Genomic DNA, 25,128 nt, shown 5'->3' with positions numbered 1-25,128 from the left:
CAAAAGAATAATCAACATACCGGAACAGCCGTGATTATCAGCTGTTTGCAGCTATGAACAGGCCGGGTCCGCCAATTTTTCTTAAACAAGCTCTGTGCGGTCGCTGATAATATGTGAGAATTGTGACATTTGCGCAAAAGGTGCTGAGCGTACCTTGCCGAATTTGCTGCTGTCTACCACCAGATAGGAGGCAAGCGCACGGGCAATCGCCATTTGCTTGACCGGAATTTCATGAAAATGTGAGCAACTCACACCATGCTCATCATGCACGCCGCCTGCTGATATAAAGGCTTTGTTGATGATGATTTTTTTAAGTGTTTCAATGGCCTCATCGCCTGAGAAAGAAGCTGCAGAACGGTGAAACAGCCCGCCGAGCATAATCAGACGCACATCCTCACGTGCCGCCAGAATCTCAGCCACATTCAATGAATAACACACAACGGTGATTGATTTATTCTCCGGCACCAGCCGCGCCAGATGCGGGGTTGTGGTGCCGCAATCAATAAAGATCGTGTCATATTCTTCAATCAATGCCGCAGCCTGTGTGCAGGCATTTATTTTTGCGCCTGCATGGCAGTCTTTCTCAAGATCAAGGCTGTAATCACTGCTGGCATTATTTTCCTGAACGGGGAAAATATAACCACCAAGACAGTTCAGACCCTTTACAAGATTTTCCATCGGCTGCGCCATATCGCGGCGGATGGTCATTTCAGAAACACCAAGCTCTGTAGCCGCATCACGCAGACGTATCACGCCCTGTTTTTCCAGCAGGGCGGCGAGTTCAAGAAGACGTTCATCCCTGCGGCTGGTTCTGCTCAAATTTGTCCCCTTGCATAAATTGACAGGCCATATTTATAAAAAAACAACGCCCAGTGAAGCAATATTTTTTGCAGCCTTGACATAATACATTGTTTAGTGAAACGATCCAAACATAATGATCGGATAATAACAATATAATATCCTGTCATGTAAGACAGGCATATTCCTGCACTATCAACAAAACCGGCCTTCTGCTTCAATCGCAAAATCAGCCGGTATTATCATTGCACCCAAGCCATACGGATATATGATGAGCCCTTCTCATACACGTAACACCGGAACACCGCTGACAACCGAATGGTTTAAAAATATCAGCATCAACCGTTCCGCTTTGGAGCGCCGGGCGGCCACCATTCCTGCCCGCCGCTCTGTGAAAAAAGATTATCAGGCAGCCTGGCTTGTGCGTGCTGTTCAAACGATTGACCTGACAACGCTGGCCGGTGACGATACGGCAGGACGCGTACGCCGCCTGTGCGCCAAAGCCAAAAACCCGATCCGCGCCGATATTGTGCAAGGGCTTGGCCTGCAGGATACCAATATCACCACCGGCGCGGTCTGTGTTTATCCAACCATGGTTGCCCATGCGGTCAGGGCACTGGAAGGCACTGATATTCCGGTTGCATCCGTTGCCACCGGTTTTCCTGCCGGCCTTTCACCGCTGCCGCTGCGCCTTGCCGAGATCCGTTATGCGATTGAACAGGGGGCAAAAGAAATCGACATTGTCATTACCCGAGAACATGTGCTGACCCAGAATTGGCAGGCGCTTTATGATGAATTGACCGCTATGCGTGAGGCTTGCGGGGATGCCCATATGAAAGCCATTCTGGCAACCGGAGACCTGCAGACCCTGACCAATGTTTATAAAGCATCCATGATTGCCTGTCAGGCCGGGGCTGATTTCATCAAAACTTCGACAGGCAAAGAGGATGTCAATGCAACCCTGCCCGTGAGCCTGACCATGGTGCGGGCATTGCGCGATTATGGCGACTATACGGGTGTAAAAATCGGTTTAAAACCGGCAGGCGGGCTGCGCAGCGCCAGGGAAGCCCTGATCTGGCTATCCATGATGAAGGAAGAGCTTGGGCATAGTTGGCTGCAACCGGATCTGTTCCGCATTGGCGCATCCTCACTGCTCGGCGATATTGAACGCCAGCTTGAACATTATGTAACCGGCCGTTATGCCGACCTCTCCCGTCATGCAGCCGCATAAGGAACCTGACCACATGGCACAGATCAAGGATATTCTTGACACAATGGAATATGGCCCCTCCCCCGAAGCCGACACCGATGTTGTTCAATGGCTGGCAGATCATCCGGCACCATTTGGTCACTTCATCAATGGTCATTTTACTGATGCCGGCAATGCCCAGCTCATTGATGTTATCAATCCGGCAACTGAAGACCGTCTGGCAGCGATTGCCAAGGGCAGCGCACAGGATGTGGATGATGCTGTCAAGGCCGCCCGCGCTGCATTTGGCAAATGGTCAAAACGCCCCGGTCATGAGCGCGCCGGATATCTTTATGCCATTGCCCGCCATCTGCAAAAACGCGAGCGGTTTTTTGCGGTGCTGGAAAGTATGGATAACGGTAAACCGATCCGTGAAAGCCGCGATATTGATGTGCCGCTGGCGGTGCGCCATTTTTATCACCATGCCGGCTGGGCTGAGATGGCGGAAGATGAGTTCCGCGGCTTCTCACCGGTTGGCGTTTGTGCTCAGGTGATCCCGTGGAATTTTCCGCTTTTGATGCTGGCATGGAAAATTGCCCCCGCCCTTGCAGCCGGCAATACGGTTGTGCTGAAGCCTGCCGATCTTACCCCGCTCACAGCTATTGCCTTTGCGCAAATCTGCCATGAGGTCGGCCTGCCTGCCGGTGTGGTCAATATTGTGCATGGTGATGGTGAAACCGGTGCGCTGATCTGCGGCCATGAGGATGTAAACAAGGTTGCCTTTACCGGTTCCACCAGAGTTGGCCGCATAATTCGCGAACAGATTGCCGGATCCGGTAAAAAACTGTCGCTGGAACTTGGCGGCAAATCCCCCTTCATCATTTGCGAGGATGCGGATCTCGACAGCGCTGTGGAAGGTGTAGTTGATGCCATCTGGTTTAATCAGGGTGAGGTTTGCTGTGCCGGCTCCCGCCTTTTGGTGCAGGAGGGCATTGCGGAGCGTTTTTATGCCAAATTACGCAAACGCCTTGAAACCATCCGCATTGGGAATCCGCTCGATAAATCAACCGATATAGGCGCGATTATTTCACCGGCGCAGGTCAGGCGCATTGCTGACCTGATTGCAAAAGGCGAAAAGGAAGGCGGCACATTATGGCAAACTGAAAATGCTTTACCGGCAAAGGGTTACTTCATAAGGCCCGGCTTCTTCACCAATGTTGACCAGGCATCAACGGTCTGTCAGGTAGAGATTTTCGGCCCGATTGCCGCGGCAACAACATTCCGCACACCGGCAGAAGTCATTGCGCTTGCCAATAACACTGCCTATGGGCTGGCCGCCTCTGTCTGGTCGGAGAATATCAACACCGCGCTTGATATTGCCGCATGCGTCAAGGCCGGAGTGGTCTGGATCAACTGCACCAATATGCTTGATGCCGGCGCCGGTTTTGGCGGTTATCGCGAGAGCGGTATTGGCCGCGAAGGTGCGCGTGAAGGACTTTATGAATATCTGGTCAGCGATTGGGAAAAAACACTGCCGCCCGCCCCGCAAGATGAGAGTCCTTCCTTTTCCGCCTTGCCTGCCCGTGTTGAAAAAATTGCCCGCGGCTCCATTGATCGCACCATGAAAAATTATATTGGCGGCAAACAGGCGCGCCCTGATGGCGGGGCAAGCTATACGGTTTACGGCAAGGGTAATATCGTAATCGGCCAGGCCCCCTTGAGCAACCGCAAGGATGTACGCAATGCTGTTGAGGCCGCGGCAAAGGCAGGATCATGGGGCAGTATGAGCGCGCATAATCGTGCTCAGATTCTGTATTATCTTGGTGAAAATCTGGAACAGCGTCGCAATGAATTTGTTGAGCTGCTTATAAAAAGCACCGGCGTTGCCGCACCGCAGGCTGAAGAAGAATTTGACGCCGCAATCCGCCGTATTTTCTATTATGCCGCACAAGCCGACAAGTTTGATGGTGCCGTTCACGCCACCAAATCACGCCATATCACGCTGGCCATGAATGAGCCGTGGGGCGTGGCTGCCATTATCTGCCCCGATGAAATGCCGCTGCTGTCACTGGTTTCGCTGCTATTGCCGATGATTGCCATGGGCAACCGCGCTGTGGTTGTGCCATCCGGCCGCCACCCGCTGATCGCGGGTGCTTTCTATCAGGTGCTGGAGACATCAGATATTCCGGCCGGTGTGGTTAATCTTATCAGCGGCGAGCGCGATGTACTGGCCAAAACACTGGCAGAACATGATAGTGTGGCGGTTATCTGGTATTTAGGCTCACAAACGGGCAGCGCCATGGTTGAAAAAGCATCAAGCGGCAATCTTAAGGCCACATGGGTGAATAATGGCCGCAAACGCAACTGGCTTGATACGACACAGGCACAAGGCCGTGATTATCTGCGCCGCGCTGTGCAGGTGAAAAATATCTGGGTGCCTTACGGCGCATAAAATGATACGCGCAATAGGCCGCCATCTGTTGCCTGATGGCGGCCTATTCTGTTCAGGCAATCGGGATCAGGATATGATCCGCGCCAAAATAACCGGCTCCGGATAATCAATCCCTTTCCCCGGCAGCTTACATGCCCTGTTGCTGCTCATAGGTGAAACTGCCGTTTGGCAGTTTTTTCCACTCATACATCACATAACCCGGCAATTTGGCATCGCCCTTTTCATCAAAAGACAAATCACCCAAGGCTGTCTTGTATGGTCCTTTTTCCTTCAATGCTTTGGATACCTCCTGCGGATCATTGGAACCGGCCGCTTTTGCCGCTGCCGCCAGTGACTGCGCCGCAGCATAAGAATAAAGCGTATAGGCTTCCGGCTCAAAACCACTATCACGGAATTTTTTAACCAGATCCGCATTGGCAGGATCAACGCGCGGATCCGGACCAAATGTGTTGAGCGTGCCCACAACAGCATCACCTGCTATGGAGGCCAGTTCATTATTAACAATGGCATCGCCTGAAATGAAGGTGACTTTCAGGCCATGATCGGCAAGCTGACGAATGATCAGCCCGCCTTCTGTATGCACACCGCCCCAATAGAGAACCTCAATACCGGCTGCCTTTGCCTTGGTAATCAAAGCCGAAAAATCTTTCTCGCCGGTATTGACCCCCTCATACATCACCTCTTTCACACCAAGATCATTAAAGGTCTTTTTGGTGGCATCGGCCAGCCCCTGCCCATAAGGTGTCTTGTCATGAATGACAGCGATTTTTTTATCCTTGAAATATTTATTAATATAATTACCGGCGACAATGCCCTGCTGGTCATCACGCCCGCAGGTGCGGAATGTGTTCCAGAGGCCTTTTTCCGTATAGGCCGGATTGGTGGCGCCCGGGCTGATCATGAGAATACCATTTTCTGCATAAACATCCGAAGCGGGGATCGTGACACCGGAATTATAATGCCCGATAACAAACTGAACGCCATCTGCGGCAAATTTATTGGCAACGGAAATGCCCTGTTTAGGGTCAGAAACATCATCGCCGACAATGATTTTTATCTGCTCGCCATTCATACCGCCATTGGCGTTAATCTCAGCAATTGCAGCTTCAGCCCCTTTCAAAATCTGCTGGCCATATGTGGCATTGGGGCCGGTCATCGGAGCGCCCACTCCTATAAGAAGCTCTGCCTGTACTGATACTGTAAAGGCCAGAATGGCTGCAACAGCTGTGCCAGACAAAAATCCTATGCGCATATATGTTCCTCCCATTTGAGTATATTCTAAATCATGTAACGGGCATTACTCTTCTTTCCGGCTGTTCATAATTAAAAAGCCGTATAAAATTTAAATATGATAATATAAAACATTATACCTGATTAGTTTTATTTTATAACAGCGTATAATCCTCATATTATTTGGAATATATCTCCTTTTACAGTATATTCCTCATGATAAAACTCTTTGTCAACACAATAAAAACAGGATGCGATTTTAGTATTACACGTTATAATAACGACCTTATAAAAGCGGCTGAAATCACAATAAAGTGGGCTGCAGAATTCTTGCGCCAACACAATAAACCGTATAAAAAACGCTCATGACATATTGCCTTCAAAACTGCCTGACTATCTGGTGGCGCTCCTTCTAGGAGCGGCAAATGTCATTTTATAAACTGACCATTGCCGCCGTGATGCGGCAAATTGTGGTCAATTTTCCATTCTTTCCGGTTGCGGCGGCTTGTTGTGAGCGTGCCGCATGATCTCATCATTGTGCGCTCCCGATTTTAACTATGCGCTCATGTCTGAAGCCAGCTTCAGAACGCGCATAAAAGGAGCACTCCATGTCTGTCCTATTATCGCCCAAACCCGTCATCCTCACCGGAGACCGACCAACAGGCAACCTGCATATCGGCCATTATGCCGGTTCACTTAAAAACCGTGTTGCCCTGCAGCACAGCCATGAGCAATTTATATTGCTTGCCGATCTTCAGGCATTTACCGATAATGCCGATAATCCGGAAAAAGTACGCCGCAATGTGCTGGAAGTTGCGCTGGATTATCTTGCCGCAGGCATTGATCCTGAGGTGACAACCATTTGCGTGCAATCTGCATTGCCCGCATTGGCGGAACTGACTTTTCTTTATATGAATTTTGTTACGGTCTCGCGGCTGGAGCGCAACCCGACTATTAAATCCGAGATCCAGATGCGCGGTTTTGAGCGTGATGTTCCGGCAGGTTTTCTGTGCTATCCGGTATCACAGGCCGCAGATATTACCGCTTTCAAGGCCACGCTTGTACCGGTGGGCGAAGATCAGGCACCGCTGATTGAGCAGACCAATGAAATCATCCGGCGGATCAACCGCCAGACAAAATGCGGTTTATTACCCGAAGCACAGGCTCTTATTCCTGAAACCGGGCGGCTTCCGGGGCTTGATGGCAAGGCAAAAATGAGTAAATCGCTCGGCAATGCTCTGCCTCTGGCTGCCACAAGTGAACAAATCCGCGATGCCGTACGGCGTATGTACACAGATCCTGATCATCTGCGCGCCTGCGATCCGGGCAAGGTGGAAGGTAATGTGGTTTTCACCTATCTGGATGCATTTTGTGAGGACCGCGCCCTTGTTGACGATTTGAAAACCCGTTACCGGCGCGGCGGACTTGGCGATAAGGCGGTTAAAAAACAGCTTGAAGACGTGCTGGATGCACTGATCCGCCCTATGCGTGAACGCCGCGCCCGCTATGCGGCTGAGCCTGCCTATGTGCTGGATATGTTAAAACACGGCACCAATAAAGCACGTGAGCGCACACAGGCAACTCTTGATGAAATACGCGCGGCATTGGGTCTGTTTGCGTTTTAAAGGCATAAGCATAAGAGCAAAAAATAATGCGGGGGCGTATATTCCCCCGCATTATACCGGCAGCAATTATCCGGCAAACCCTTAAAGACACGACTAAAAGAATGACTGTCTTGCTTGGCGGCACATAACCACATAACCACATTGGCACACCGGCATATCGGGCAGGAATGGCGCCTGTATAGGCGGATTATAATCAGGATTTTACAGCAGCACTGTTGCGTTTGCGGCGCAGCTCGCCCGGTGTTGTCAGGCGGCTTTTTTTCAAAGCTGTTGTCAAATGGCTCTGACTGGAAAACCCTGCTCTTTCAGCCACCTCTGCCAGACAAATATCCGTTTCGGTGAGCATTTCTTCAGCCGCATTCAAGCGAAGCGCCAGCAAATATTGATGCGGTGTCACACCAAAACTTTCCCGAAAAGATGTGAGAAAATGACCGCCGGAAATACCAAGAACGCCGGCCATTCTGGCAACAGATAATTTGCGCATGTAATTTTCACGCAAATAGGCCTCAATACGCCGCGAAGCCTGATAAGAAAGCCCCCTGTTTTCCTGCCGCTCACGCCGCACATTCAAAAATGAATGATTTTGCACCAATTGCACCATCAGGACAGATAAAAGGGCTGCAATATACCCGCCGCTGACCGGCGCATTTTTAATCAGTTCGGCCCGCAACAGATTGGCAAGTAATAAAATTTTGGAATTTGGCAGTCGCGTCGGATGCGGAAACAGTGCCTCAAGGCTCAAACCTCTTGTAATATCGCGCAAATTTTCAAGCATAGATGCATCCAGCGCAATCTGGATAAATTCAGTTTCCGCCGGCCAGTGCAGTGTGTAATCAGTATTGTGCGGAATTATCAGCACAGAACCTGCAGGCGCATCAAAACTTTCTCCGAAATTGCCGGATAATGTCCAGTGCAGATCGCGCACAGCCGCCAGTGTTATAAGAACAATATAATGATCATGGCCGCAGCTATATTTCGTGCGATTACTGACAGCATAAGCAATCATATCTTTATAATATATAAAATGTTTTACATAATCGCCTATGCCAAAAACATCAGAACAAGGCTGCTGCGTAAATGAAGAGGCAATAAATGTATTTTTTGTGCCAAATCTATTATTTATTGCTAAATTATTCATTGTTACCCCAATTAAAATAATTTTTCTTTATTCATAAATATTTGCATGTTCGAACAATTATACGCCGCCATGCATTTTTGGCGTAAAGAACAACTACTACAGGTTGTAAAGATTGGCAATCAGAAAAAACGTAAAATTATAATTATTTTGCTTAATGAATCAATTTTTTGAAATAATATCTGATATTTATTAAATAAATTTCAGAAAAGCTACATTAACATTCATGGAAAAGCTATAGAAAAATACAACCTTTAGGTGTATATCATAAAACAACCCCGCCATCCTGAAAGACAGCGGGGCTGCAAGGCTAACAGGCCGGCACCTGTTGCAATTATAATTTACTTCCGCTCATCAGCAGGAAAGCCGGCTTTATGTTTTGCTGCGTCATCCATCAACTCATACCACATGGCGTTAAGTACGGCGAAAGCAGCAGCAAGCGGCAGGCCGAGAATCCAGGCAAAATACCACATATTCAAACCCTCACTATTGCGCATGACCGAAAAGAAAAAGCATTGTGGCAGATCATCAGTAATGCCCCTCTTCCAGATCTTTTTCAGTAACCTTGCCACGCAGCACATAATAAACCCAGCTCGTATAAAGCATAATGGTTGGCAGCATGATCGCCGTGCTGATCAGCATGATGAACAAAGTGAGATGGCTCGAAGAGCTATCCCAAACTGTCAGGCTTGCATTCGGATCAAGCGATGAAGGCAGAATGAACGGGAACATGGCTACCCCGACAGAGGTGATAATGCCAAAAATTGCCAGTTTGCCAAAGAGCAATGCTGTCAGCGGCTTTTTCAGCAGCAATCCCGCCACCACAAAAAAAGGCGATAACAACCCCAAAGCCGGCACTGCGAGCAAGGCCGGATAGCGGATATAATTGGCAAGCCATGCGCCTTGCTCAATAATAGCGGTTTTATACAGCGGGTTTGAAGGACCGTTCGGGTCAATCTCGCTGGTAATACGATAGCCAAGGCCGGATTTCCACAAATAGAGCCCGCCTGCCGCATAAAACGCAACGGTCAATAAAGCAAGGATTACACCATAGGATTTAGCGCGCTCAGCAACTATGCCATTTGTTTTAACACACAGCCATATACAGCCATGCATGGCGAGCATGAACACAGACATTACTCCGGCAAGCAGGGCAAACGGATTAAGCAATGCAAAAAACGAACCTTCATAAAAGATCATCATATCATCATTGATACGAAACGGCACGCCGAGCAGCACATTGCCTACCGCAACGCCAAAAATCAGTGACGGCACAAAACCGCCAATAAACAATGCCTTATCCCAGCCACTGCGCCACCGGTCACTTTCCCGTTTATTACGGTATTTAAACCCGACCGGCCGCAAGATCAGCGCGAAGAGAATAATAAACATGGCCAGATAAAAACCGGAGAATGACACGGCATAAAGCTGCGGCCATGCGGCAAAAATCGCCCCGCCGGCCAAAATCAGCCAAACCTGGTTGCCTTCCCATACCGGTTCAATCGTCTCCAGCACCATGCGCCGTTCAAGGTCATTGCGGGCAGCAAATGGCAGCATGGTCTCAACGCCAAGATCAAAGCCATCCATTGCCGCAAAACCGATAAGCAGCAGCCCCAGCAAAACCCACCAGATGATGCGCAGGGTTGAATAGTCAAGAAGATCGGACAAAATCATTATTTTGCCTCCCCTGTTACAGCAGGATTAAGAGTGACAGGTTTTGCAAATTGTGCGGAAACCGGTGCATGATCAGGCTGCGGCCCGTTGCGGATAGCCCGCAGCATAACCCCCATCTCAATCACAAACAGTACAGAATAAATCAGGATGAAACCTGACAGGGAAATCAGCACCATGACAGGGCTGAGATTGGAAACGGCAACCACCGTCGGCAACACGCCCTCAATACTCCATGGCTGACGGCCGAATTCAGCAACCAGCCAGCCCATTTCCGCAGCAAGCCACGGTAATGGCACAGAGATGACCGCAAGACGCAATAACCACCTGTATTTATCGAGCTTCCTGCGCGCTGAAAGAAAAAAGAATGTTCCCGTCAGCAAAAGGAAATACATGCTGAGCGCAACCATGAGACGGAAAGCCGTGAACAATGGCAATACACCCGGCACAGTGTCATTTGCAGCCGCTTCAATCTGCTCAGGCGTGGCCTGACGCGGATCATCAACATATTTTTTCAGCAATAAGCCATAACCAAGATGTTGCCCATATTGCTCAAAAGCCTGCATGGCTTCTGCCGGCGGTTCTTCCCCGCGCGGCGTTGCCTTGATAGCCTGCAGGGCATCATAGGCCTTGATACCATTGCGGATATAATCGCGCGCCTGCAATGTCAGCTCATTAATACCGGCGATTTCTGTTGTCAGGGAACGGGTGCCGATCAGCCCCATGACATAAGGAATATGAATGGCATAACGGGTGATACGGTTTTCCTGATCAGGAATACCAAATAACGTAAATGAAGCCGGCGCAGGCTCGGTATCCCACATGGCCTCAATAGCGGCCATTTTCATTTTCTGATGGTCAGATGTGAGATAGCCGCTTTCATCACCAAGCACCACAACCGACAAGGCACCGGCAAGGCCGAATGATGCGGCAACCGTCATCGAGCGTTTGGCAAGTTCCAGATGCCGGCCTTTGAGCATATACCATGCTGAAACACCGAGCACAAAAACCGAGGCCGTCACATAACCGGCAGAAACCGTATGCACAACCTTGGCCTGAGCCACCGGATTGAAGACAACAGCAAAAAAGTCTGTCACCTCCATGCGCATGGTTTGCGGATTAAAATGCGCACCAACAGGGTTTTGCATCCAGCCATTGGCAACCAGAATCCACAAAGCGGAAATATTGGAACCAATAGCCATAAGACAGGTAACAATAAGGTGCCCGATTTTTGACAGACGATCCCAGCCAAAAAAGAACAGCCCGATAAAGGTGGCCTCAAGAAAGAAAGCCATCAACCCTTCAAGCGCCAAGGGCGCACCAAAAATATCGCCGACATAATGGCTGTAATAGCTCCAGTTCATGCCAAACTGAAATTCCATCACCACGCCGGTTGCAACGCCGGTAACAAAATTGATGCCAAAAATCGTGCCCCAGAATTTGGTCATCTGCCGCCAGATCTTGCGGCCGGTCATGACATAAACCGTCTCCATAATCGCCAGCAAAATAGATAAGCCAAGCGTCAGGGGCACGAATAAAAAATGATACATTGCAGTGGCTGCAAATTGCAGACGGGACAGTGAAACAATATCCAGTTCCATCATCTTCCGCCGCGGGGCGCGGCGCTCCTGTTAGCGCATTTCCAAGCCAAAAGCGTGAAGCATTTGCCTGCAGATAATGCGTAAAAACAAAGAATGAGCACTTCAATTTTCACTAAAACCGAGGTGCCCTGAAGCATCCTGCAAGGCTCTCAGGGCGATTGCGCGGATACTCATTTTAAGAGGCAAAAACACACCAGCAAGGAGTATGTGGCGCAGTTTTTGCCACAAGATGCCGGTTATGAATAACCGGCATCTTGTGTGAAACCTCTTTGCATAAAGACCGCACAATTTAAAAAAAGCACAGCCATTCAGCATGTTTGGGCATGCCGATCCGTTCCGGCCTGCAGGCCGGTGCAAACGGTTTCACATTGAGAAAGTGCAACCGGCTCTCATACAAAATCCGGCTGCAACAGAGCGGCCTTTATGTTTATAAAAACCTTTCAGGCCACTCTCCTTTTTGAGCCCTTGGTTTATACAGGTCTCCGCGGGTAACCTGCACAAATAACCGGCTCAATCCGGTTTCATTTTCAGGGCATTATGCGCCCTGTGTGTTTGTCTCGCATATCTTCCAAAATATTTTTTATTTTGGAAGATATGCTCTAGACCTGTCTCAACATCTGCAGAATCCGCAAGAATTCCGCGCTATCCCTTTGCACCTGATGTGAAATATGACCATTGCGCAAAACAACAATACGATCGGCAATTTCAGCCTCACGGCGCAGATGGGTGGCAATAATCAACGTCTTGTCGGGCTGGCTGGCAATGGATTGTGCAAGCCTTTGCAAAATATCCTGCGCTGTTGCCTTATCCAGCCCTTCAGTCGGCTCATCCAGCAGCCAAAGCGGCGTATTGTGCAAAAACAGCCTCGCAAGGGCGAGACGGCGCGCCTGCCCGCCGGAAAGCCCGAGACCTCCCTCTCCAAGCATGGTCTGCAATCGCTGTGGCATGGCTTCCACTGTTTCGCGCAGTCCTGCCATCTCCAGCGCCTGCCACAAATCCCCGTCGCTGGCCTCTGGTTGTGCAAGACGCAGATTTTCTGCCACGCTATCCTGAAAAAGCTGGGTTTTCTGTGTCAAAAGCGTTGCCGCCTCATGGCGTATAATGCCTGTTGTTGCTTCAACCTCGCCGGCAAGCAAAGCCATTAAGGTTGATTTGCCCGCACCACTGGTGCCGATAATCGCCAGTTTTTCACCTTTTTTCACCTGCAGGCTGATATCACTCAATACAGGGCGCTGATGATCCTCATAGCGCATTGTCACCTGATGCAGATGCACCGCCTCATAAGGATCTGCGGGCTGTAGCGGCACATAAAATTGCGGCTGTGTCTGATAACGATCGCCAATACGCTGTGCCGCCATTAATATGCGCCCGAGCTCCATAGCCCCACGGCGCAAGCCCGCAAAAGGCTCCATGGCGCCCAGTGCCAATAATAGCGCAAAAGCTGCCACCGCAGGAGAAATAACCCCGGCCTGTGCCAGCACCACACCACAAAACAGCGCAAGACAAAGCAATAATACAGATGCGATGCCAAAACCGGCACCCACTAAAATCTCGATCCGGTTAAGTTTGTCATCAGCCTGTGAGAGATATTGATCCGCACGCGCTATTGCCGCGCATTGCGCATCAAGACGCCCTGCCATGACAAGATCCGTCTGCCCTGAGACCAGATCAACAGAGCGTGCACGCACAGCCTCAATAGCCTTGGCGCGTTTGCGCATTGGTTTGAATGCCCGCAGGGCAGCCACAACCGGCAAGCCGAAGCCTGCAATCAACAACACCAATATCCCCGCAAGCGCAAAGGCCGGGTCTATAAGATAAAATGCAAGACCTGCCACCAATAATACAAAAAATGCAGCACTTGCCGGTACCAGCACCCGCAGATAGAGCGCATCAAGCGCATCAATATCGGCAGTGAGGCGAAACAGGAGCCGCGAGGGACGACGCAGCAATTGCCTTGCCGCCTGCGGCGCTGCCCAGCTGCGGAATAATTTTTCACGCAAAGCCGCCAGCACAGCAAGGGTTGCATCATGGGTCACCAGCCGCTCGCAATAGCGCGAAGCCGTACGTAAAATTGCCAGAAGCCGAATCCCCGCTGCCGGAGCAAAAACATCAAAAGCAAGGGCTGTGGCCGCAGACAGGCCGGCAATCGCCGTTGCTGTCAAAAACCAGCCGGAAAGGCCAAGCAGCAAAATACCGCATAAGACTGTTATCGCGGCAAGCACCATCCCCGCCCATAACATGGTGCGTTTTTCTGTAAAAAACAGCTTTAATACCGGTTTGAGAACAGCAAGCCTGTTCATTGTGCCGCCCTCCGTTCTGCTTTCCGGCCGCTGCCGCCAATTGGTTGCCGCTCATCGGCACTGATCTGTAAACCCGCAATGGCAGAAGAGGCATTAACACGGATGATCCGGCTCATTTTTTTCGCCAGTTCCTCATCATGTGTGGCAACAATCAGCGTTTTGCCCTGCGCCAGAGCCAGCAGGCCTTCCGTGGTTTTTGCTGCGGTTTCCCTGTCAAGATGTGCGGTAGGCTCATCTGCAAGAATAATCAGCGCATCCTGTTTCAAAGCTGCGCGCGCCAGTGCCAGCCGCAGCCCCTCACCACCGGAAAGACCGGTGCCATTTTCACCCAGATCCGTGCTTGCCGCCGCAGAGGCAACATGATCCAGCGAAGCGCATTTCAACGCATCCTGCACGGCTGCAAGATCATAATCCTGCCTGCCCAAAGTGATATTGGCACGCACACTGCCTGAAAAAATATGCGGTTTCTGCCCGACCCAGGAAATTTGACGGCGCAGTGCATCAGCATTTTCCTGATCAAGATGTGTGCCATTGATAAAAATATCACCTTTTTGCGGGGCAACAAGGCCTGCTATCAGCGCCAGAAGTGTGGATTTGCCGGAACCGCTTGGCCCGAGCAGCGCCACATGCTGCCCTCCAGCAATAGCAAGGCTGAAATCCCGCAATACATTTTGCGACACTTGTTCAGCCTTTGCATAGCTGAAGTCCACATTTGCAAGTGCCACCGCATAATCTGCATCATCAGCTTGTGCGGTTTTTGCTGCAGTTGCTGTCAGCGCCATACCGCCCGTACTGATATTTTCCAGCGCATCAATAGCCGCCTCGCCTGCCGCACGATCATGCCAGACGGCAGAAAGCTCACGCAAAGGTTCAAAAAATGCCGGTGCCAATAACAGGATAAACAAGCCCTGACCAAGGCTCAATTCCCCGCCCCATGCGCCAAAATCAAGCTGGCCTAAAAGATGAAACCCGACATAAACCGCAACCATGGCCACGCCAAGCGCCGAGAACAATTCCAACACAGCCGATGACAAAAACGCAATCCGCAGCACAATCATGGTTTTATCGCGCAAGGCCTCAGCATTTTTGCGCAGACGCTGCGCTGTCAAATCGACCGCATGAAATGTACGGATCGTGGCAAGGCCGCGCAAACGGTCAAGCAGAAAGCCATTCATCTGCCCCATTTCCGCCAGTTGCGCTTCACTCGCCGCCTTGGCGCGATAGCCGATCAGCGCCATAAAAAAAGGGATAAGCGGGGCTGCCACCAGCAAAACAAGGGCTGCTGCCCATGAATACCACAAAACGGCCGCCAGAAACATAAGCGGCACAACCATTACCCGCAATTGCACCGGCTGATAGCGCGACCAGTAAACAACCGCCATTTCGGCCTGTTCACTAAGAATACTCGCCGCTTCGCCCGATGCTGCGCGCTCACGGTCAAGCGGCGAGCCTGCTGCAAGCGCCTGCACCGATTTTTGCCGCAGACCAGCCAAAGCGGCACGCGATACTTTAAAAGCAACCCGCTCGCCTGCCGCCTGCAGGACGGTGCGCAGCAAGCCAAACAAAAACACACCCGTAACGATGAGTAAAAGATTGCTGACAGCGCCGCTCATCGCCAGCTCGTCAATTGCAAAGGCCATAAGCCCGGCCTGAGGCAGCCAGATCAGCGCGGCCAGCAATTGCAGCAAGCTGCCCTTGCGCAGGCTGGCCGGCCGCATACGGCGCTTGCGGCGCGAGGGCGCAGACTTTGCAGCATCAGCAGCACCATTGCCGCCGGAGGCAGAGACTGAGCCTCCCGTCTTATCCGCCGGATTTTCCGGCTCAGCCGCATAAGCGGATCTGCCGGATACAATCTCACTCACTCCGATTGCCCCTCCTTCTTTGCGCGGCTGCGGCCGAGAGACACAATCTTGTCTTTTGCCTCAAGAAAACGGGTCACTTTTGAGCCCATGCTGAGCAACATTGTCAGTCTTTCTGTTTCCAGCGACTTCACATCATCATACCAGTTGGTCAGCTGCTCAATCAGCCCATGCATATCGCTCATACGCGCCTGGGCAAAAGCATCATTTTCAGAAGCCGGCTTCTCCATCAGGATTTCACGCAATACGCTTAAAGTGGGGTCGACCTCACGCTTTTTACGCTCTTCTGCCAATGTGCGCAGAATTTGCCACACATCACCCGGTGTGGCGTAAAAATCACGGCGATCGCCGGGAATATGTTTCAGAACAACGAGGTTCCAGCCCTGCAACTCTCTGATACCCATAGAGACATTGGAACGGGAAACGCCGAGCGCATCCACAATCTGATCAGCACAGAGCGGTTCTTTGGAAAGATAAAGCAGGGCATAGATCTGACCGACCGTGCGGTTTATACCCCAGCGGCTGCCCATCTCACCGAAGTGAAGCACAAATGATTGTACAATTGGTGATAATTCCAATTCAATTGCTCCCGTATTTTCTGAATTTTCAGAAATTACTGAAAATTCAGATATTATGAATATAGCTCCTCCGCAACCCGCAAAGCGGGCCGCTATTCGGATTTGGACAATAGGTCGCAACACAGATCGTTAAGTCCGGCACCCTTTACGTCACTGATAAAAATCGCCTGAAGCCGGCAACTGCCTGCTGTCATCCGTTTTATCGCGATGCATGGCTGCTCTCGTCAGAAGCATCAGTGTCACCGGCGTTGTCACAAACACAAAAGCGGTAATCAACAGTTCATGCAAAACCGGTCTTGATTGCAAGACCGTAAAAAAAATAATTGAGGCAATAAGAATGCCCCCTACCCCAAAAGTCGTGCCAAGTGTCGGAGCGTGAATGCGCTCATAAAACAGTTTGAAGCGCACAAGGCCGATTGCCCCGATCAGGGTGATTATAGCACCAGCCAGCATAAAGAAAGAAACAAGAAGAGCCGCCCAGAGCGGCAGGTTACCCGCATGGCTCATTCAATCACCTCCCCGCGCATCAAGAATTTGGCAAGCCCCACGCTGGAGACAAAACCAAGCAAAGCAATAACCAGGGCAGATTCAAAATAAATCACCGTACCGGTACGGATACCGAATGTTATAAACAACATCATCATTGTAGCATAAAGCGTATCCAGCCCCAGCACCCGGTCTTGCGCCCGCGGCCCTTTAACCAGCCTGTAGGCTGCGCAAAACAAGGCAATGCCCAAACATATCTGGCTCACAGCCAGTGCCCAGAAAAGGATCACGGCACTCATGTAAAAATCTCCAGAAGCAGGCGTTCATAATGTTGTTTCATCACCGCACAGAATTCATCCTCATCAGCCTTATCAAGGATATGGATCAGAAGATCACCGGTTACAGGGTTAAAATTAACCCATGCCGTACCCGGTGTTGATGTAACAATACAGGCAAGAATGCCAAGCGGCAAACGTCCGCGCAATTGCAGGTTGAGGGTCACAAAGCCGGCTTTGCGCTCTTTGGGGCGCAGCAGAATAATTTTAATCACCGCAATATTTGAACGGCAGATATCAGCAAAAACACGGCAGAATAATTCAAAAATTGCACGCACTGAGCCCAGCTTTACCGGCTCCGGTTCAAGCAGTGTAAATGCAAGGGCCGCACCAGTGGCAATCAAAAAGCCGAGAATAAGATGGCCGGGGGTAAATCCATTCAACAGCAGCCACATCAACCACAGGCTTGCCCCAAGAACAGGATGCGGAAACAATGCCCTCATTGTGCCGCTCCCTTGCCTGCCTGCGCCGTAAAACCGGCGGAGCGTTCAGCCTTAAGCACATGGTCGATATAGAGTTGCGGGTGATGCAGGGACTGTGCTGTTGCGTCCATATAGCGCATTACCGGCCCTGCCTGAATGGTCAGGGCAAGGCACAGCAGCAAAAGCGCGACAACAGGCGCCACCTCAATAATCAGCACTCTGGGCACATTGCCCTCCATAGATGCCCAGAAAGTGCGGATACCCGAGCGTGACATGGCAATCAATGCAGCAACGCCGGAGAGAATAATCAGCGCCACATAAATCCAGCTGCCCGCTGAAACCGGCACATCCGAACCTAGCCCCTGCGGGTTGAATAATGCGGATAACAGAGCAATTTTGGCAACAAATCCGGAAAATGGCGGCAAACCAATCAACAAAATGGCGCTGACAGCAAAACAAGCGCCAAGAATTGCCAATGTAGCCGGCAAAACCATGCCAATCTCCTCTTCCTCTTCTTCCTCCTCATCGCCATAGGCTTCAATTGTCACTGCAAGCACGTTTGCCGCCGCATCCTGCCCGCGCTCCACCAGCTCAATGAGCAGAAAAAACGCCGCAATCGTCAGGGTGGAGCTGACCATATAAAATAAGGCGCCGCCGGTAACTGCCGCATTGCCCATGCCGATCGCTGCCAGCAATGTTCCGGAAGAGACAATCACACTGTAGCCGGCAATCCGCCCGAAGGCCTGCGAGGCCAGCACGCCAATCAACCCGAATGTGATTGTGGCAAGCCCGATATAAAACAGCGCCATATCGCCAAAACCGGTTACCGCCGGTGACATATCACCAAAAAACAACAGGGATAAACGCAGCAAGACATAAATGCCGACTTTGGACATAATGGCAAATAATGCCGCAACCGGCGCGGCAGCGGCGGTATAGGTTGTAGGCAGCCAGAAATTAAGCGGCCATGCCCCTGCCTTGACCAGAAAAGCCACACCAACAACCGCACCGCCTGCCTGCAGAAACATCTGATCATCCAGGGGCACCTGCGTGATATGCTGCGCCATATCAGCCATATTCAACGTGCCGGTAACCCCATAAATCATGCTGACGCCAATCAAAAACAGCGAGGATGCCGCCAGATTAACAGCAATATAATGCAGCCCTGCCTTAACACGCGGCGCACCGGAGCCGTGCAATACCAGCCCGTAGGATGCCGCCAGCAAAACTTCAAAAAACACAAACAGGTTAAACAAATCACCGGTCAGGAAAGCGCCATTCAGCCCCATCAGCAACAGCTGGAACAACGGATGAAAATGCGGCCCCGCTTTGTGCCAGCGCGCCAGTGAAAAACACAATGCCGCCAATGCAAGAATGCTGGTAAGCAGCACCATCATGGCTGAAAAACGATCCAGAACCAGCACAATCGCATAAGGTGCAGGCCAATTGCCAAGCAAATAGGGTATCACCGCATTATCGGCGCTGTCCGCCTGCCCCACCAGCATCATCGCCACGATAAATAACAAGACTGTGGAAATCAGATTGACAGATGCCTTAAGAATGCGGCGCCGCTCATCATAAAACAGCAGCACAGCTGCCGTTACCAGAGGCAGCAAAACCGGCGCGATGATCAGATGACTTTGCCAATCCAGCATTATTGGCTCTCCCTGCCATCCACATGGTCTGTACCGGTCAGGCCGCGCGAGGCCAGCATCACCACCAAAAACAGCGCCGTCATGGCAAAACTGATAACAATCGCCGTAAGAACCAGTGCCTGAGGCAGCGGATCCGTATAAAGGGAGGGATCAATCTCATCACTGAGAATAGGCGCTGCATCCACACGCAGGCTGGCCATACTGAAGATAAACAGATTAACCGCATAAGAAATCAGCGACAGGCCGATAATAATCTGAAATGTGCGCGGGCGCTGCAGCAACCACAGGCCTGATGCAGTGAGAATACCGATGCCAACAGCCAGAATGAGCTCCATCAACCTTCTCCTTTATGCAGGGCATAGGCGGTCTGCTCATCCGGTTCTGCCTGTGTTTTTTCTGAACGGCGATAGCGTGTTGACTGGTGTGCCAGTGCAATCAGCATCAGCACTGTTGCGCCAACAACCAGTGTGAATACGCCAATATCAAACAGCAGTGCCGAGGCAACCGGCATTTTGCCGATCAACGGCAGCTGCACATAGTCAAAATAGGTGGTCAGAAACGGATAGCCTGCAAAAAACGCCCCCGCTCCCGTTGCCGCAGCACATAAAAGGCCAAATCCCATCCATTTAACCGGCAAAATGCGCAAATGGCTCTCAACCCAGCGGGTGCCAAAGGCCAGATATTGCAGAATAAAGCCGATTGCCATGGCAATACCGGCCGCAAAGCCGCCACCCGGCAGATCATGACCACGCAGCAACAAATGCATGGCAAAAACAATAATCACCCCGAACAAATATTGCATGATAACAGAGGGCACATTGAGATATTCTGACAAGGTCTCGCCCGCCTGCCGGTTTGGGCTTGCAGCATCATAGGCATTCTGAATCTTCTGCTGTTGCGGCGATTCCATTGTGTCAGATGCAGGGCGGAAGCGGCGTAACAATGAGTAGATTGTCAGGCCGACAATGCCGAGCACCGTGATTTCTCCCAAGGTGTCAAAACTGCGAAAATCCACCAGCAGCACATTCACCACATTTTTGCCGCCTGCCTGCGCATAGGAATTTTCCAAAAAATATTCAGCAAGGCTGGCCGGGCTGAGACGCGTCATCATCGCATAGGCAACAACAGCCATGGCTGTTCCGCCAGCCAGTGCAATGATAAAATCGCGGTAACGCCGCAAACGCGGCATAAAGGGCGTGCTCACATTTTCATCTTCCTGCCAGCGTTTTGGCAGCCAGCGCAAGCCCAGAAGCAAGAGCACCGTGGTGATGATCTCCACGAGAAGCTGGGTGAGCGCCAGATCAGGCGCAGACAGCCACACAAATGTAAAACAGGTTACAAGCCCCGCGCCGCCAAGCAGCATCAGCGAAGCCAGGCGATGATATTTGGCCTGATAAGCCGCACCAATTGCGCAAAGCGCGCCAATCACCCACACACCGGCAAATACCGGATCAACCGGCAGCACATCCAGCGGCCCCATCCATAAACCCGCCTGATAAACCGGCCAGGCGCCTGCAATCAGCGCCACCACAATCAACGCACGCAATTGCGGCTGCAACCGGCGGGTGCCAAGATAGTTTTCTGCACCGCGCGCCCATTTCCAGGATACAATCACCAAAACCTGTTCAAAAATACGCTGGCCATTGAGGTGACGCAGCAAGGGCGGCCCCTCTTCACAGCGGGCAAGATAATCTTTCATCAGCATATAGAGCAAAGTGCCGCTCATAAATGCGATAAGACTCATCAATAACGGCAGGTTGAAACCATGCCAGATTGACAGGCTGTATTGCGGCGTCTGCTCCCCCAGAACCGCCACCACGGCCGCATGCAGAAACGGGCCGACAATCAACCCCGGCACAATACCGGTCAAAAGACAGATAAGCACCAGAAATTCAATAGGAAACCGCATCCATTGCGGCGGTTCCTTTGGCTGGCGGGGCAGATCAACCGGTGCCGGACCAAAAAAAGCCGAATGAATGAAGCGGATTGAATAGGCAACGCTGAAAGCACTGGCAAGGGTTGCAATATAGGGTGTAACCGTATCCAGCCATGAGGAGAGATGTGTTTCCACCGTTTCGGCAAAGAACATTTCCTTGGATAAAAAGCCATTAAGCAGAGGCACTCCTGCCATTGCCGCACTGGCAACCATGGCAAGAGTGGCCGTAATCGGCATATAGCGAAACAAGCCGCTGAGTTTGCGCAAATCCCTTGTTCCGGTTTCATGATCAATAATGCCGGCCGCCATAAACAGGGAAGCCTTGAATGTGGCATGATTGATCATATGAAAAATTGCCGCCACGGCAGAAAGCGGGCTGCCAAGGCTGAGAAGCGCCGTAATAAGCCCCAGATGGCTGATGGTTGAATAGGCAAGCAGCCCCTTGAGATCCTGCTGGAACATGGCAAACCAGCCGCCGAGCAACAAGGTGGCAAGCCCTGCAAGGCCGAGCAGCCAGAACCATTCTTCCGTGCCGGCCAATGCCGGCCACAGGCGCACCATCAAAAAAACACCAAGCTTAACCATGGTTGCCGAATGTAGATAGGCAGAAACAGGCGTTGGCGCAGCCATGGCATTGGGCAGCCAGAAATGAAACGGAAATTGCGCGCTTTTGGTTAGCGTGCCAAGCAGGATCAGCACCAGTGCCACCGTATAAAGCGGGTGATTTTTGATCACATTGCCAGCGCCAAGCACATCATCCAGCTCATAGCTTCCCGCCATGTGCCCCAGCAGCAACACCCCCACCAGCAGGCCAAAACCGCCAAGACCGGTAATTGTCAGCGCCATACGCGCTCCATCACGGGCACTGACATTCTGATACCAGTAACCAATCAGCAAAAAAGAAAAAATACTGGTCAGTTCCCAGAACACGACCATCAGGATCATATTGCCGGAAAGAATAACGCCGAGCATTGCCCCCATAAAGGCAAGGAAAAAAGAAAAAAAGCGCGGCACCGGATCCTGCGCCGACATATAATAACGCGCATAGATCACCACCAAAAGGCCGATGCCGGTGACAAGAAGCGCAAACAACCAGGCAAGCCCGTCCATACGCAGCGTTACATTCAACCCGTAATCAGGCAACCATGCCAGTTGACTATGCAACACTCCGCCGGCACGAATATGGGGATAGAGGGCAATTGTTAAAAGAAGGGCTGCCAAAGCCGCAAGACCGGCAAACCAGACAGCAACCTGCCTGTCATTTGTGCGTAAAAGGCCTGTGAGCGCGCAACCAATAAATGGTAATATGATGAGCAAAAAAAGGACTTTTCCGTCCGCCACCATTCACGCCGGCCTTTCTTAAAATCAGTTGCAGCCCGCTTGCAACATGCATTTCACTGCAAGCTTATTTATTACTTTTAATATCTCTGCCCGAAACCGGCATATTTTGCATCACTGCCCGGATAAATATTCAGCGCCATTTTATTCCTGCGCTGAAAACATACTCTGTGCAGCCTTATTGCGAAAATCAAATTATGCCGTTAAATCCTATGCTTATTATGTGGTTCCACATCCGGTAATAGCAAGGGATTGTTTCATTATTCCGATATATTTTACACATATCAGCCGCCAATCTTATAAACTTGACAGGATTTTCCGCGAACACCGGCCTGTATGAAAATAAATTATCCCTCAAAACCGGACCATGGCAAAAAGCACAACCGCTAAAATGCAATTTTGCATTTTTCAGATCAGGCCACATTGTCGAATCGCTGACAATGACAGAAGCTGCCATAGTGCCGCTCTTTTGAGAGCAGATTTTTAACAACCGCAACAGCCGCTATCCGGCACATTTCTCCATTATAACAGGAAATAAAAATGGGTCCGCAGATCGATCATGTTCAGTCCTCCCCCGAACAGCCTGAAAAAACACAGGTTGCGGTGATCGGCGGGGGAATTATCGGCGTATCCACGGCATTATTTCTGGCGCAGCGTGGCATACCTGTTGTGCTTCTGGAAAAAGGCGTGATCGCCGGTGAACAATCAAGCCGCAACTGGGGCTGGTGCCGCCAGACCGGGCGCGACAGCCGGGAACTGCCGCTTATTGTTGAAAGTATGAAACTGTGGCAGGGGATGAATGCCCTGACCGGCAGGGAGACCGGTTTCCGCACCACCGGCATTGCCTATGCGGCAGAAAAAGAAGAGCAATTGGACAAATGGCGCGCCTTTGCCGGCATTGCCCGCGATCACGGCATTAATAGTGCGGTTATCAGCAAGGAACAGGCTGAGAAACTGGCTCCGGGCTTCCGGCATAATTTATACGGGGCGCTTTTTACCCCGTCTGACGGGCGTGCAGAACCGCAAAAGGCAGCGCCGGCAATGGCAGAAAAAGCCCGCGAACTGGGTGCGGTTATTCTGCAAAATTGTGCGGTGCGTCAGATTGAGACCACCAATGGCCGTGTCACCGGCGTGATTACGGAAAAAGGTGCTCTTGCCTGCGAGGCTGTGGTGATTGCGGCAGGCAGCTGGTCGCGGCTGATATGCTCTGGAATTGGCACCACGCTGCCACAGCTTAAAATGCGCTCCTCGGTGCTGCGTACCAGTGCGGTCGATGCAGGCATTGAACCGGCAATTGCCTTTTCAGATTTTGCGCTGCGCAAACGCATGGATGGCGGCTATACGGTTGCAAGCCTTGCCGGCGGCATTGCTGATATTGTGCCGGACAGTTTTCGCTTTTTGCCCCGTTTTATTCCCGCTTTGCGCACAGAGTGGAAAAATGTGCGCCTGCGCATCGGGCAACGCTTTATGGAAGAAGCCTTTGAGTGGAAGCTGCGCCCTGCCGATCAGGTCTCGGTATTTGAAAAAATCCGCATTCTTGATCCTGAACCTCACGAAGCGGCTAATCTTGCGGTTTTCAAGGCATTGCAACAGGCATTTCCTGCTTTTAAAAATGCCCGTATTGCCCAAAGCTGGGCAGGATTAATTGATACAACACCGGATATTATACCGGTCATTTCTCCGCTTGATCATCTCTCCGGTTGTATTATTGCAACCGGCTTTTCCGGCCATGGCTTTGGTATCGGCCCTGGTGCGGGGTGCCTGATTGCCGATATGGTAACAGGGCAAAAGCCGGTGGTGAACCCCGCTCCGTTCCATATTAACCGTTTTTATAACGGTTCCAAAATCCGCATTGAGATGTGGTAGGGTTAAACCATCCGCATCATAAACAGCCCTGCCGCCAGCGCCGCTGCGCCAAGCACAACCGATAATCCCGCATAGAGCGCGGCAATGCCATAATGGCCGCGCTCCAGAAGCAGGATGGTCTCAAGCGAAAAGGCTGAAAAAGTGGTAAAACCACCCATCAGTCCCGTGGTAAAAAACACTTTCCAACCGGAAGAGAAATCACCGCGTGTTGCAAAAAATCCGGCAATCACGCCCATAAGCAAAGAGCCGGTAATATTGACCAGAAAAGTGCTGAAAGGAAAAGCGGCTGTTGCCCCATAGCGCAACATTAAATGGCCGGTGGCATAACGGGCCATGCCGCCAAGCCCCGCACCAATAAAGACAAGAAGATAATGCATCGTCTTTGCTTTCGCTTATCAGCTCTCTTCCCCTTCACCCTCATTAACCGGCCGCCCCGGAATAATATAGGCATCAGAAAGCCAGCGGTTGAGATCAACATTGCGGCAACGCGGGGAGCAGAAGGGATAAGATTCACGCTGGGAAGGCTTGCCGCATTCAGGACAAGGGCGTGAGGGACGCAACGGCGTCACATTCCTGTAATTGCCGGCAGGTTGGTTCTCATCGCTCATTTGTGTCTATCCGTCAAAACTCTTGTCTCAAACCGGCTTGCCGC

The 25,128-nt window shown here is 51.2% G+C and carries 21 protein-coding genes; 4 read left to right on the top strand and 17 right to left on the bottom strand.

What is annotated here, in order from left to right:
* Positions 1-81: 81 nt before the first annotated feature.
* Entirely contained in the window at positions 82-819 is a 738-nt protein-coding gene (locus tag ACSTTO_RS02710; RefSeq protein ID WP_439271597.1) for a DeoR/GlpR family DNA-binding transcription regulator, read from the bottom strand.
* A 250-nt stretch (positions 820-1,069) separates the two neighbouring features.
* On the opposite strand from ACSTTO_RS02710, the gene deoC reads away from it, so the two are divergent.
* Together deoC and ACSTTO_RS02700 are read left to right on the top strand one after the other, a co-directional pair.
* Positions 1,070-2,029: a deoxyribose-phosphate aldolase gene (gene deoC, locus ACSTTO_RS02705; protein WP_439271596.1), complete on the top strand. Its 960-nt coding sequence runs from the start codon at positions 1,070-1,072 to the stop codon at positions 2,027-2,029.
* A 13-nt stretch (positions 2,030-2,042) separates the two neighbouring features.
* On the top strand, positions 2,043-4,439 hold the full coding sequence (locus ACSTTO_RS02700; RefSeq protein ID WP_439271595.1) for an aldehyde dehydrogenase family protein: 2,397 nt from the start codon (positions 2,043-2,045) through the stop codon (positions 4,437-4,439).
* Between the two features lie 127 nt (positions 4,440-4,566).
* Here ACSTTO_RS02700 and ACSTTO_RS02695 read toward each other — a convergent pair whose 3' ends face one another.
* Positions 4,567-5,691, bottom strand: coding sequence for a branched-chain amino acid ABC transporter substrate-binding protein (locus ACSTTO_RS02695; protein WP_439271594.1), 1,125 nt, complete (start codon positions 5,689-5,691; stop codon positions 4,567-4,569).
* Positions 5,692-6,277: 586 nt separating this feature from the next.
* Here ACSTTO_RS02695 and trpS point away from each other — a divergent pair.
* Complete coding sequence (trpS, locus tag ACSTTO_RS02690; protein ID WP_439271593.1) at positions 6,278-7,294, top strand: tryptophan--tRNA ligase; 1,017 nt, start codon at positions 6,278-6,280, stop codon at positions 7,292-7,294.
* Positions 7,295-7,487: 193 nt separating this feature from the next.
* Here the strand turns inward: trpS and ACSTTO_RS02685 are convergent, their stop codons facing one another.
* The 13 genes from ACSTTO_RS02685 to ACSTTO_RS02625 form a co-directional block, all read right to left on the bottom strand.
* Positions 7,488-8,300, bottom strand: coding sequence for a helix-turn-helix domain-containing protein (locus ACSTTO_RS02685; protein WP_439271592.1), 813 nt, complete (start codon positions 8,298-8,300; stop codon positions 7,488-7,490).
* A gap of 470 nt (positions 8,301-8,770) precedes the next feature.
* The gene (cydX, locus tag ACSTTO_RS02680; RefSeq protein WP_439271591.1) at positions 8,771-8,902 is read right to left on the bottom strand and encodes a cytochrome bd-I oxidase subunit CydX; all 132 of its coding nucleotides are present in this window, start codon (positions 8,900-8,902) and stop codon (positions 8,771-8,773) included.
* 55 nt (positions 8,903-8,957) lie between these two features.
* Positions 8,958-10,103 carry a cytochrome d ubiquinol oxidase subunit II gene (gene cydB, locus ACSTTO_RS02675; protein WP_439271590.1) on the bottom strand — a complete coding sequence of 382 codons (1,146 nt, stop codon included), beginning with the start codon at positions 10,101-10,103 and terminating at the stop codon, positions 8,958-8,960.
* Positions 10,103-11,701 (bottom strand): cytochrome ubiquinol oxidase subunit I, encoded by a 1,599-nt coding sequence (locus tag ACSTTO_RS02670; protein WP_439271639.1) that lies wholly within the window; start codon positions 11,699-11,701, stop codon positions 10,103-10,105. Before ACSTTO_RS02670 ends, cydB begins: the two co-directional genes overlap by 1 nt.
* Before the next feature lie 599 nt (positions 11,702-12,300).
* Positions 12,301-14,001: a thiol reductant ABC exporter subunit CydC gene (gene cydC, locus ACSTTO_RS02665; RefSeq protein WP_439271589.1), complete on the bottom strand. Its 1,701-nt coding sequence runs from the start codon at positions 13,999-14,001 to the stop codon at positions 12,301-12,303.
* Positions 13,998-15,719 carry a thiol reductant ABC exporter subunit CydD gene (cydD, locus tag ACSTTO_RS02660; protein WP_439271638.1) on the bottom strand — a complete coding sequence of 574 codons (1,722 nt, stop codon included), beginning with the start codon at positions 15,717-15,719 and terminating at the stop codon, positions 13,998-14,000. Before cydD ends, cydC begins: the two co-directional genes overlap by 4 nt.
* Positions 15,720-15,859: 140 nt before the next feature.
* Positions 15,860-16,438 (bottom strand): GbsR/MarR family transcriptional regulator, encoded by a 579-nt coding sequence (locus tag ACSTTO_RS02655; protein ID WP_439271588.1) that lies wholly within the window; start codon positions 16,436-16,438, stop codon positions 15,860-15,862.
* A gap of 150 nt (positions 16,439-16,588) precedes the next feature.
* On the bottom strand, positions 16,589-16,945 hold the full coding sequence (mnhG, locus tag ACSTTO_RS02650) for a monovalent cation/H(+) antiporter subunit G (protein ID WP_439271587.1): 357 nt from the start codon (positions 16,943-16,945) through the stop codon (positions 16,589-16,591).
* A complete protein-coding gene (locus ACSTTO_RS02645) occupies positions 16,942-17,223 on the bottom strand; it encodes a K+/H+ antiporter subunit F (protein ID WP_439271586.1) in 282 nt (93 codons plus the stop codon). The genes mnhG and ACSTTO_RS02645 overlap by 4 nt, the downstream gene beginning before the upstream one ends.
* Positions 17,220-17,702, bottom strand: a complete 483-nt coding sequence (locus ACSTTO_RS02640; RefSeq protein WP_439271585.1) for a Na+/H+ antiporter subunit E — start codon at positions 17,700-17,702, stop codon at positions 17,220-17,222. Before ACSTTO_RS02640 ends, ACSTTO_RS02645 begins: the two co-directional genes overlap by 4 nt.
* Positions 17,699-19,333, bottom strand: a complete 1,635-nt coding sequence (locus ACSTTO_RS02635) for a monovalent cation/H+ antiporter subunit D (protein ID WP_439271637.1) — start codon at positions 19,331-19,333, stop codon at positions 17,699-17,701. Before ACSTTO_RS02635 ends, ACSTTO_RS02640 begins: the two co-directional genes overlap by 4 nt.
* Positions 19,334-19,335: 2 nt before the next feature.
* Positions 19,336-19,671, bottom strand: a complete 336-nt coding sequence (locus ACSTTO_RS02630) for a Na+/H+ antiporter subunit C (protein ID WP_439271584.1) — start codon at positions 19,669-19,671, stop codon at positions 19,336-19,338.
* Positions 19,671-22,616 carry a monovalent cation/H+ antiporter subunit A gene (locus tag ACSTTO_RS02625; protein WP_439271583.1) on the bottom strand — a complete coding sequence of 982 codons (2,946 nt, stop codon included), beginning with the start codon at positions 22,614-22,616 and terminating at the stop codon, positions 19,671-19,673. The genes ACSTTO_RS02630 and ACSTTO_RS02625 overlap by 1 nt, the downstream gene beginning before the upstream one ends.
* Before the next feature lie 534 nt (positions 22,617-23,150).
* Here ACSTTO_RS02625 and ACSTTO_RS02620 point away from each other — a divergent pair.
* On the top strand, positions 23,151-24,476 hold the full coding sequence (locus ACSTTO_RS02620) for an NAD(P)/FAD-dependent oxidoreductase (RefSeq protein WP_439271582.1): 1,326 nt from the start codon (positions 23,151-23,153) through the stop codon (positions 24,474-24,476).
* 2 nt (positions 24,477-24,478) lie between these two features.
* Here ACSTTO_RS02620 and crcB read toward each other — a convergent pair whose 3' ends face one another.
* Positions 24,479-24,853 (bottom strand): fluoride efflux transporter CrcB, encoded by a 375-nt coding sequence (gene crcB / locus ACSTTO_RS02615; RefSeq protein WP_439271581.1) that lies wholly within the window; start codon positions 24,851-24,853, stop codon positions 24,479-24,481.
* Positions 24,854-24,871: 18 nt separating this feature from the next.
* On the bottom strand, positions 24,872-25,084 hold the full coding sequence (yacG, locus tag ACSTTO_RS02610) for a DNA gyrase inhibitor YacG (protein WP_439271580.1): 213 nt from the start codon (positions 25,082-25,084) through the stop codon (positions 24,872-24,874).
* Positions 25,085-25,128 lie beyond the last annotated feature (44 nt).

The organism is Pseudochrobactrum albidum, from assembly GCF_051851455.1.
GTDB lineage: Bacteria > Pseudomonadota > Alphaproteobacteria > Rhizobiales > Rhizobiaceae > Pseudochrobactrum.
This window is presented reverse-complemented; position numbering and strand designations above follow the sequence as displayed.

Excerpts from the sequence above, each read along its gene's own strand:
- deoC (WP_439271596.1), top strand. The coding sequence starts at position 1,070 with ATGAGCCCTTCTCATACACGTAACACCGGAACACCGCTGACAACCGAA.
- ACSTTO_RS02700 (WP_439271595.1), top strand. The coding sequence starts at position 2,043 with ATGGCACAGATCAAGGATATTCTTGACACAATGGAATATGGCCCCTCC.
- ACSTTO_RS02695 (WP_439271594.1), bottom strand. The coding sequence starts at position 5,691 with ATGCGCATAGGATTTTTGTCTGGCACAGCTGTTGCAGCCATTCTGGCC.
- trpS (WP_439271593.1), top strand. The coding sequence starts at position 6,278 with ATGTCTGTCCTATTATCGCCCAAACCCGTCATCCTCACCGGAGACCGA.
- ACSTTO_RS02685 (WP_439271592.1), bottom strand. The coding sequence starts at position 8,300 with ATGATTGCTTATGCTGTCAGTAATCGCACGAAATATAGCTGCGGCCAT.
- cydX (WP_439271591.1), bottom strand. The coding sequence starts at position 8,902 with ATGTGGTATTTTGCCTGGATTCTCGGCCTGCCGCTTGCTGCTGCTTTC.
- cydB (WP_439271590.1), bottom strand. The coding sequence starts at position 10,103 with ATGATTTTGTCCGATCTTCTTGACTATTCAACCCTGCGCATCATCTGG.
- ACSTTO_RS02670 (WP_439271639.1), bottom strand. The coding sequence starts at position 11,701 with ATGGAACTGGATATTGTTTCACTGTCCCGTCTGCAATTTGCAGCCACT.
- cydC (WP_439271589.1), bottom strand. The coding sequence starts at position 14,001 with ATGAACAGGCTTGCTGTTCTCAAACCGGTATTAAAGCTGTTTTTTACA.
- cydD (WP_439271638.1), bottom strand. The coding sequence starts at position 15,719 with ATGCGGCCGGCCAGCCTGCGCAAGGGCAGCTTGCTGCAATTGCTGGCC.
- mnhG (WP_439271587.1), bottom strand. The coding sequence starts at position 16,945 with ATGAGCCATGCGGGTAACCTGCCGCTCTGGGCGGCTCTTCTTGTTTCT.
- ACSTTO_RS02645 (WP_439271586.1), bottom strand. The coding sequence starts at position 17,223 with ATGAGTGCCGTGATCCTTTTCTGGGCACTGGCTGTGAGCCAGATATGT.
- ACSTTO_RS02640 (WP_439271585.1), bottom strand. The coding sequence starts at position 17,702 with ATGAGGGCATTGTTTCCGCATCCTGTTCTTGGGGCAAGCCTGTGGTTG.
- ACSTTO_RS02630 (WP_439271584.1), bottom strand. The coding sequence starts at position 19,671 with ATGGAGCTCATTCTGGCTGTTGGCATCGGTATTCTCACTGCATCAGGC.
- ACSTTO_RS02625 (WP_439271583.1), bottom strand. The coding sequence starts at position 22,616 with ATGGTGGCGGACGGAAAAGTCCTTTTTTTGCTCATCATATTACCATTT.
- ACSTTO_RS02620 (WP_439271582.1), top strand. The coding sequence starts at position 23,151 with ATGGGTCCGCAGATCGATCATGTTCAGTCCTCCCCCGAACAGCCTGAA.
- crcB (WP_439271581.1), bottom strand. The coding sequence starts at position 24,853 with ATGCATTATCTTCTTGTCTTTATTGGTGCGGGGCTTGGCGGCATGGCC.
- yacG (WP_439271580.1), bottom strand. The coding sequence starts at position 25,084 with ATGAGCGATGAGAACCAACCTGCCGGCAATTACAGGAATGTGACGCCG.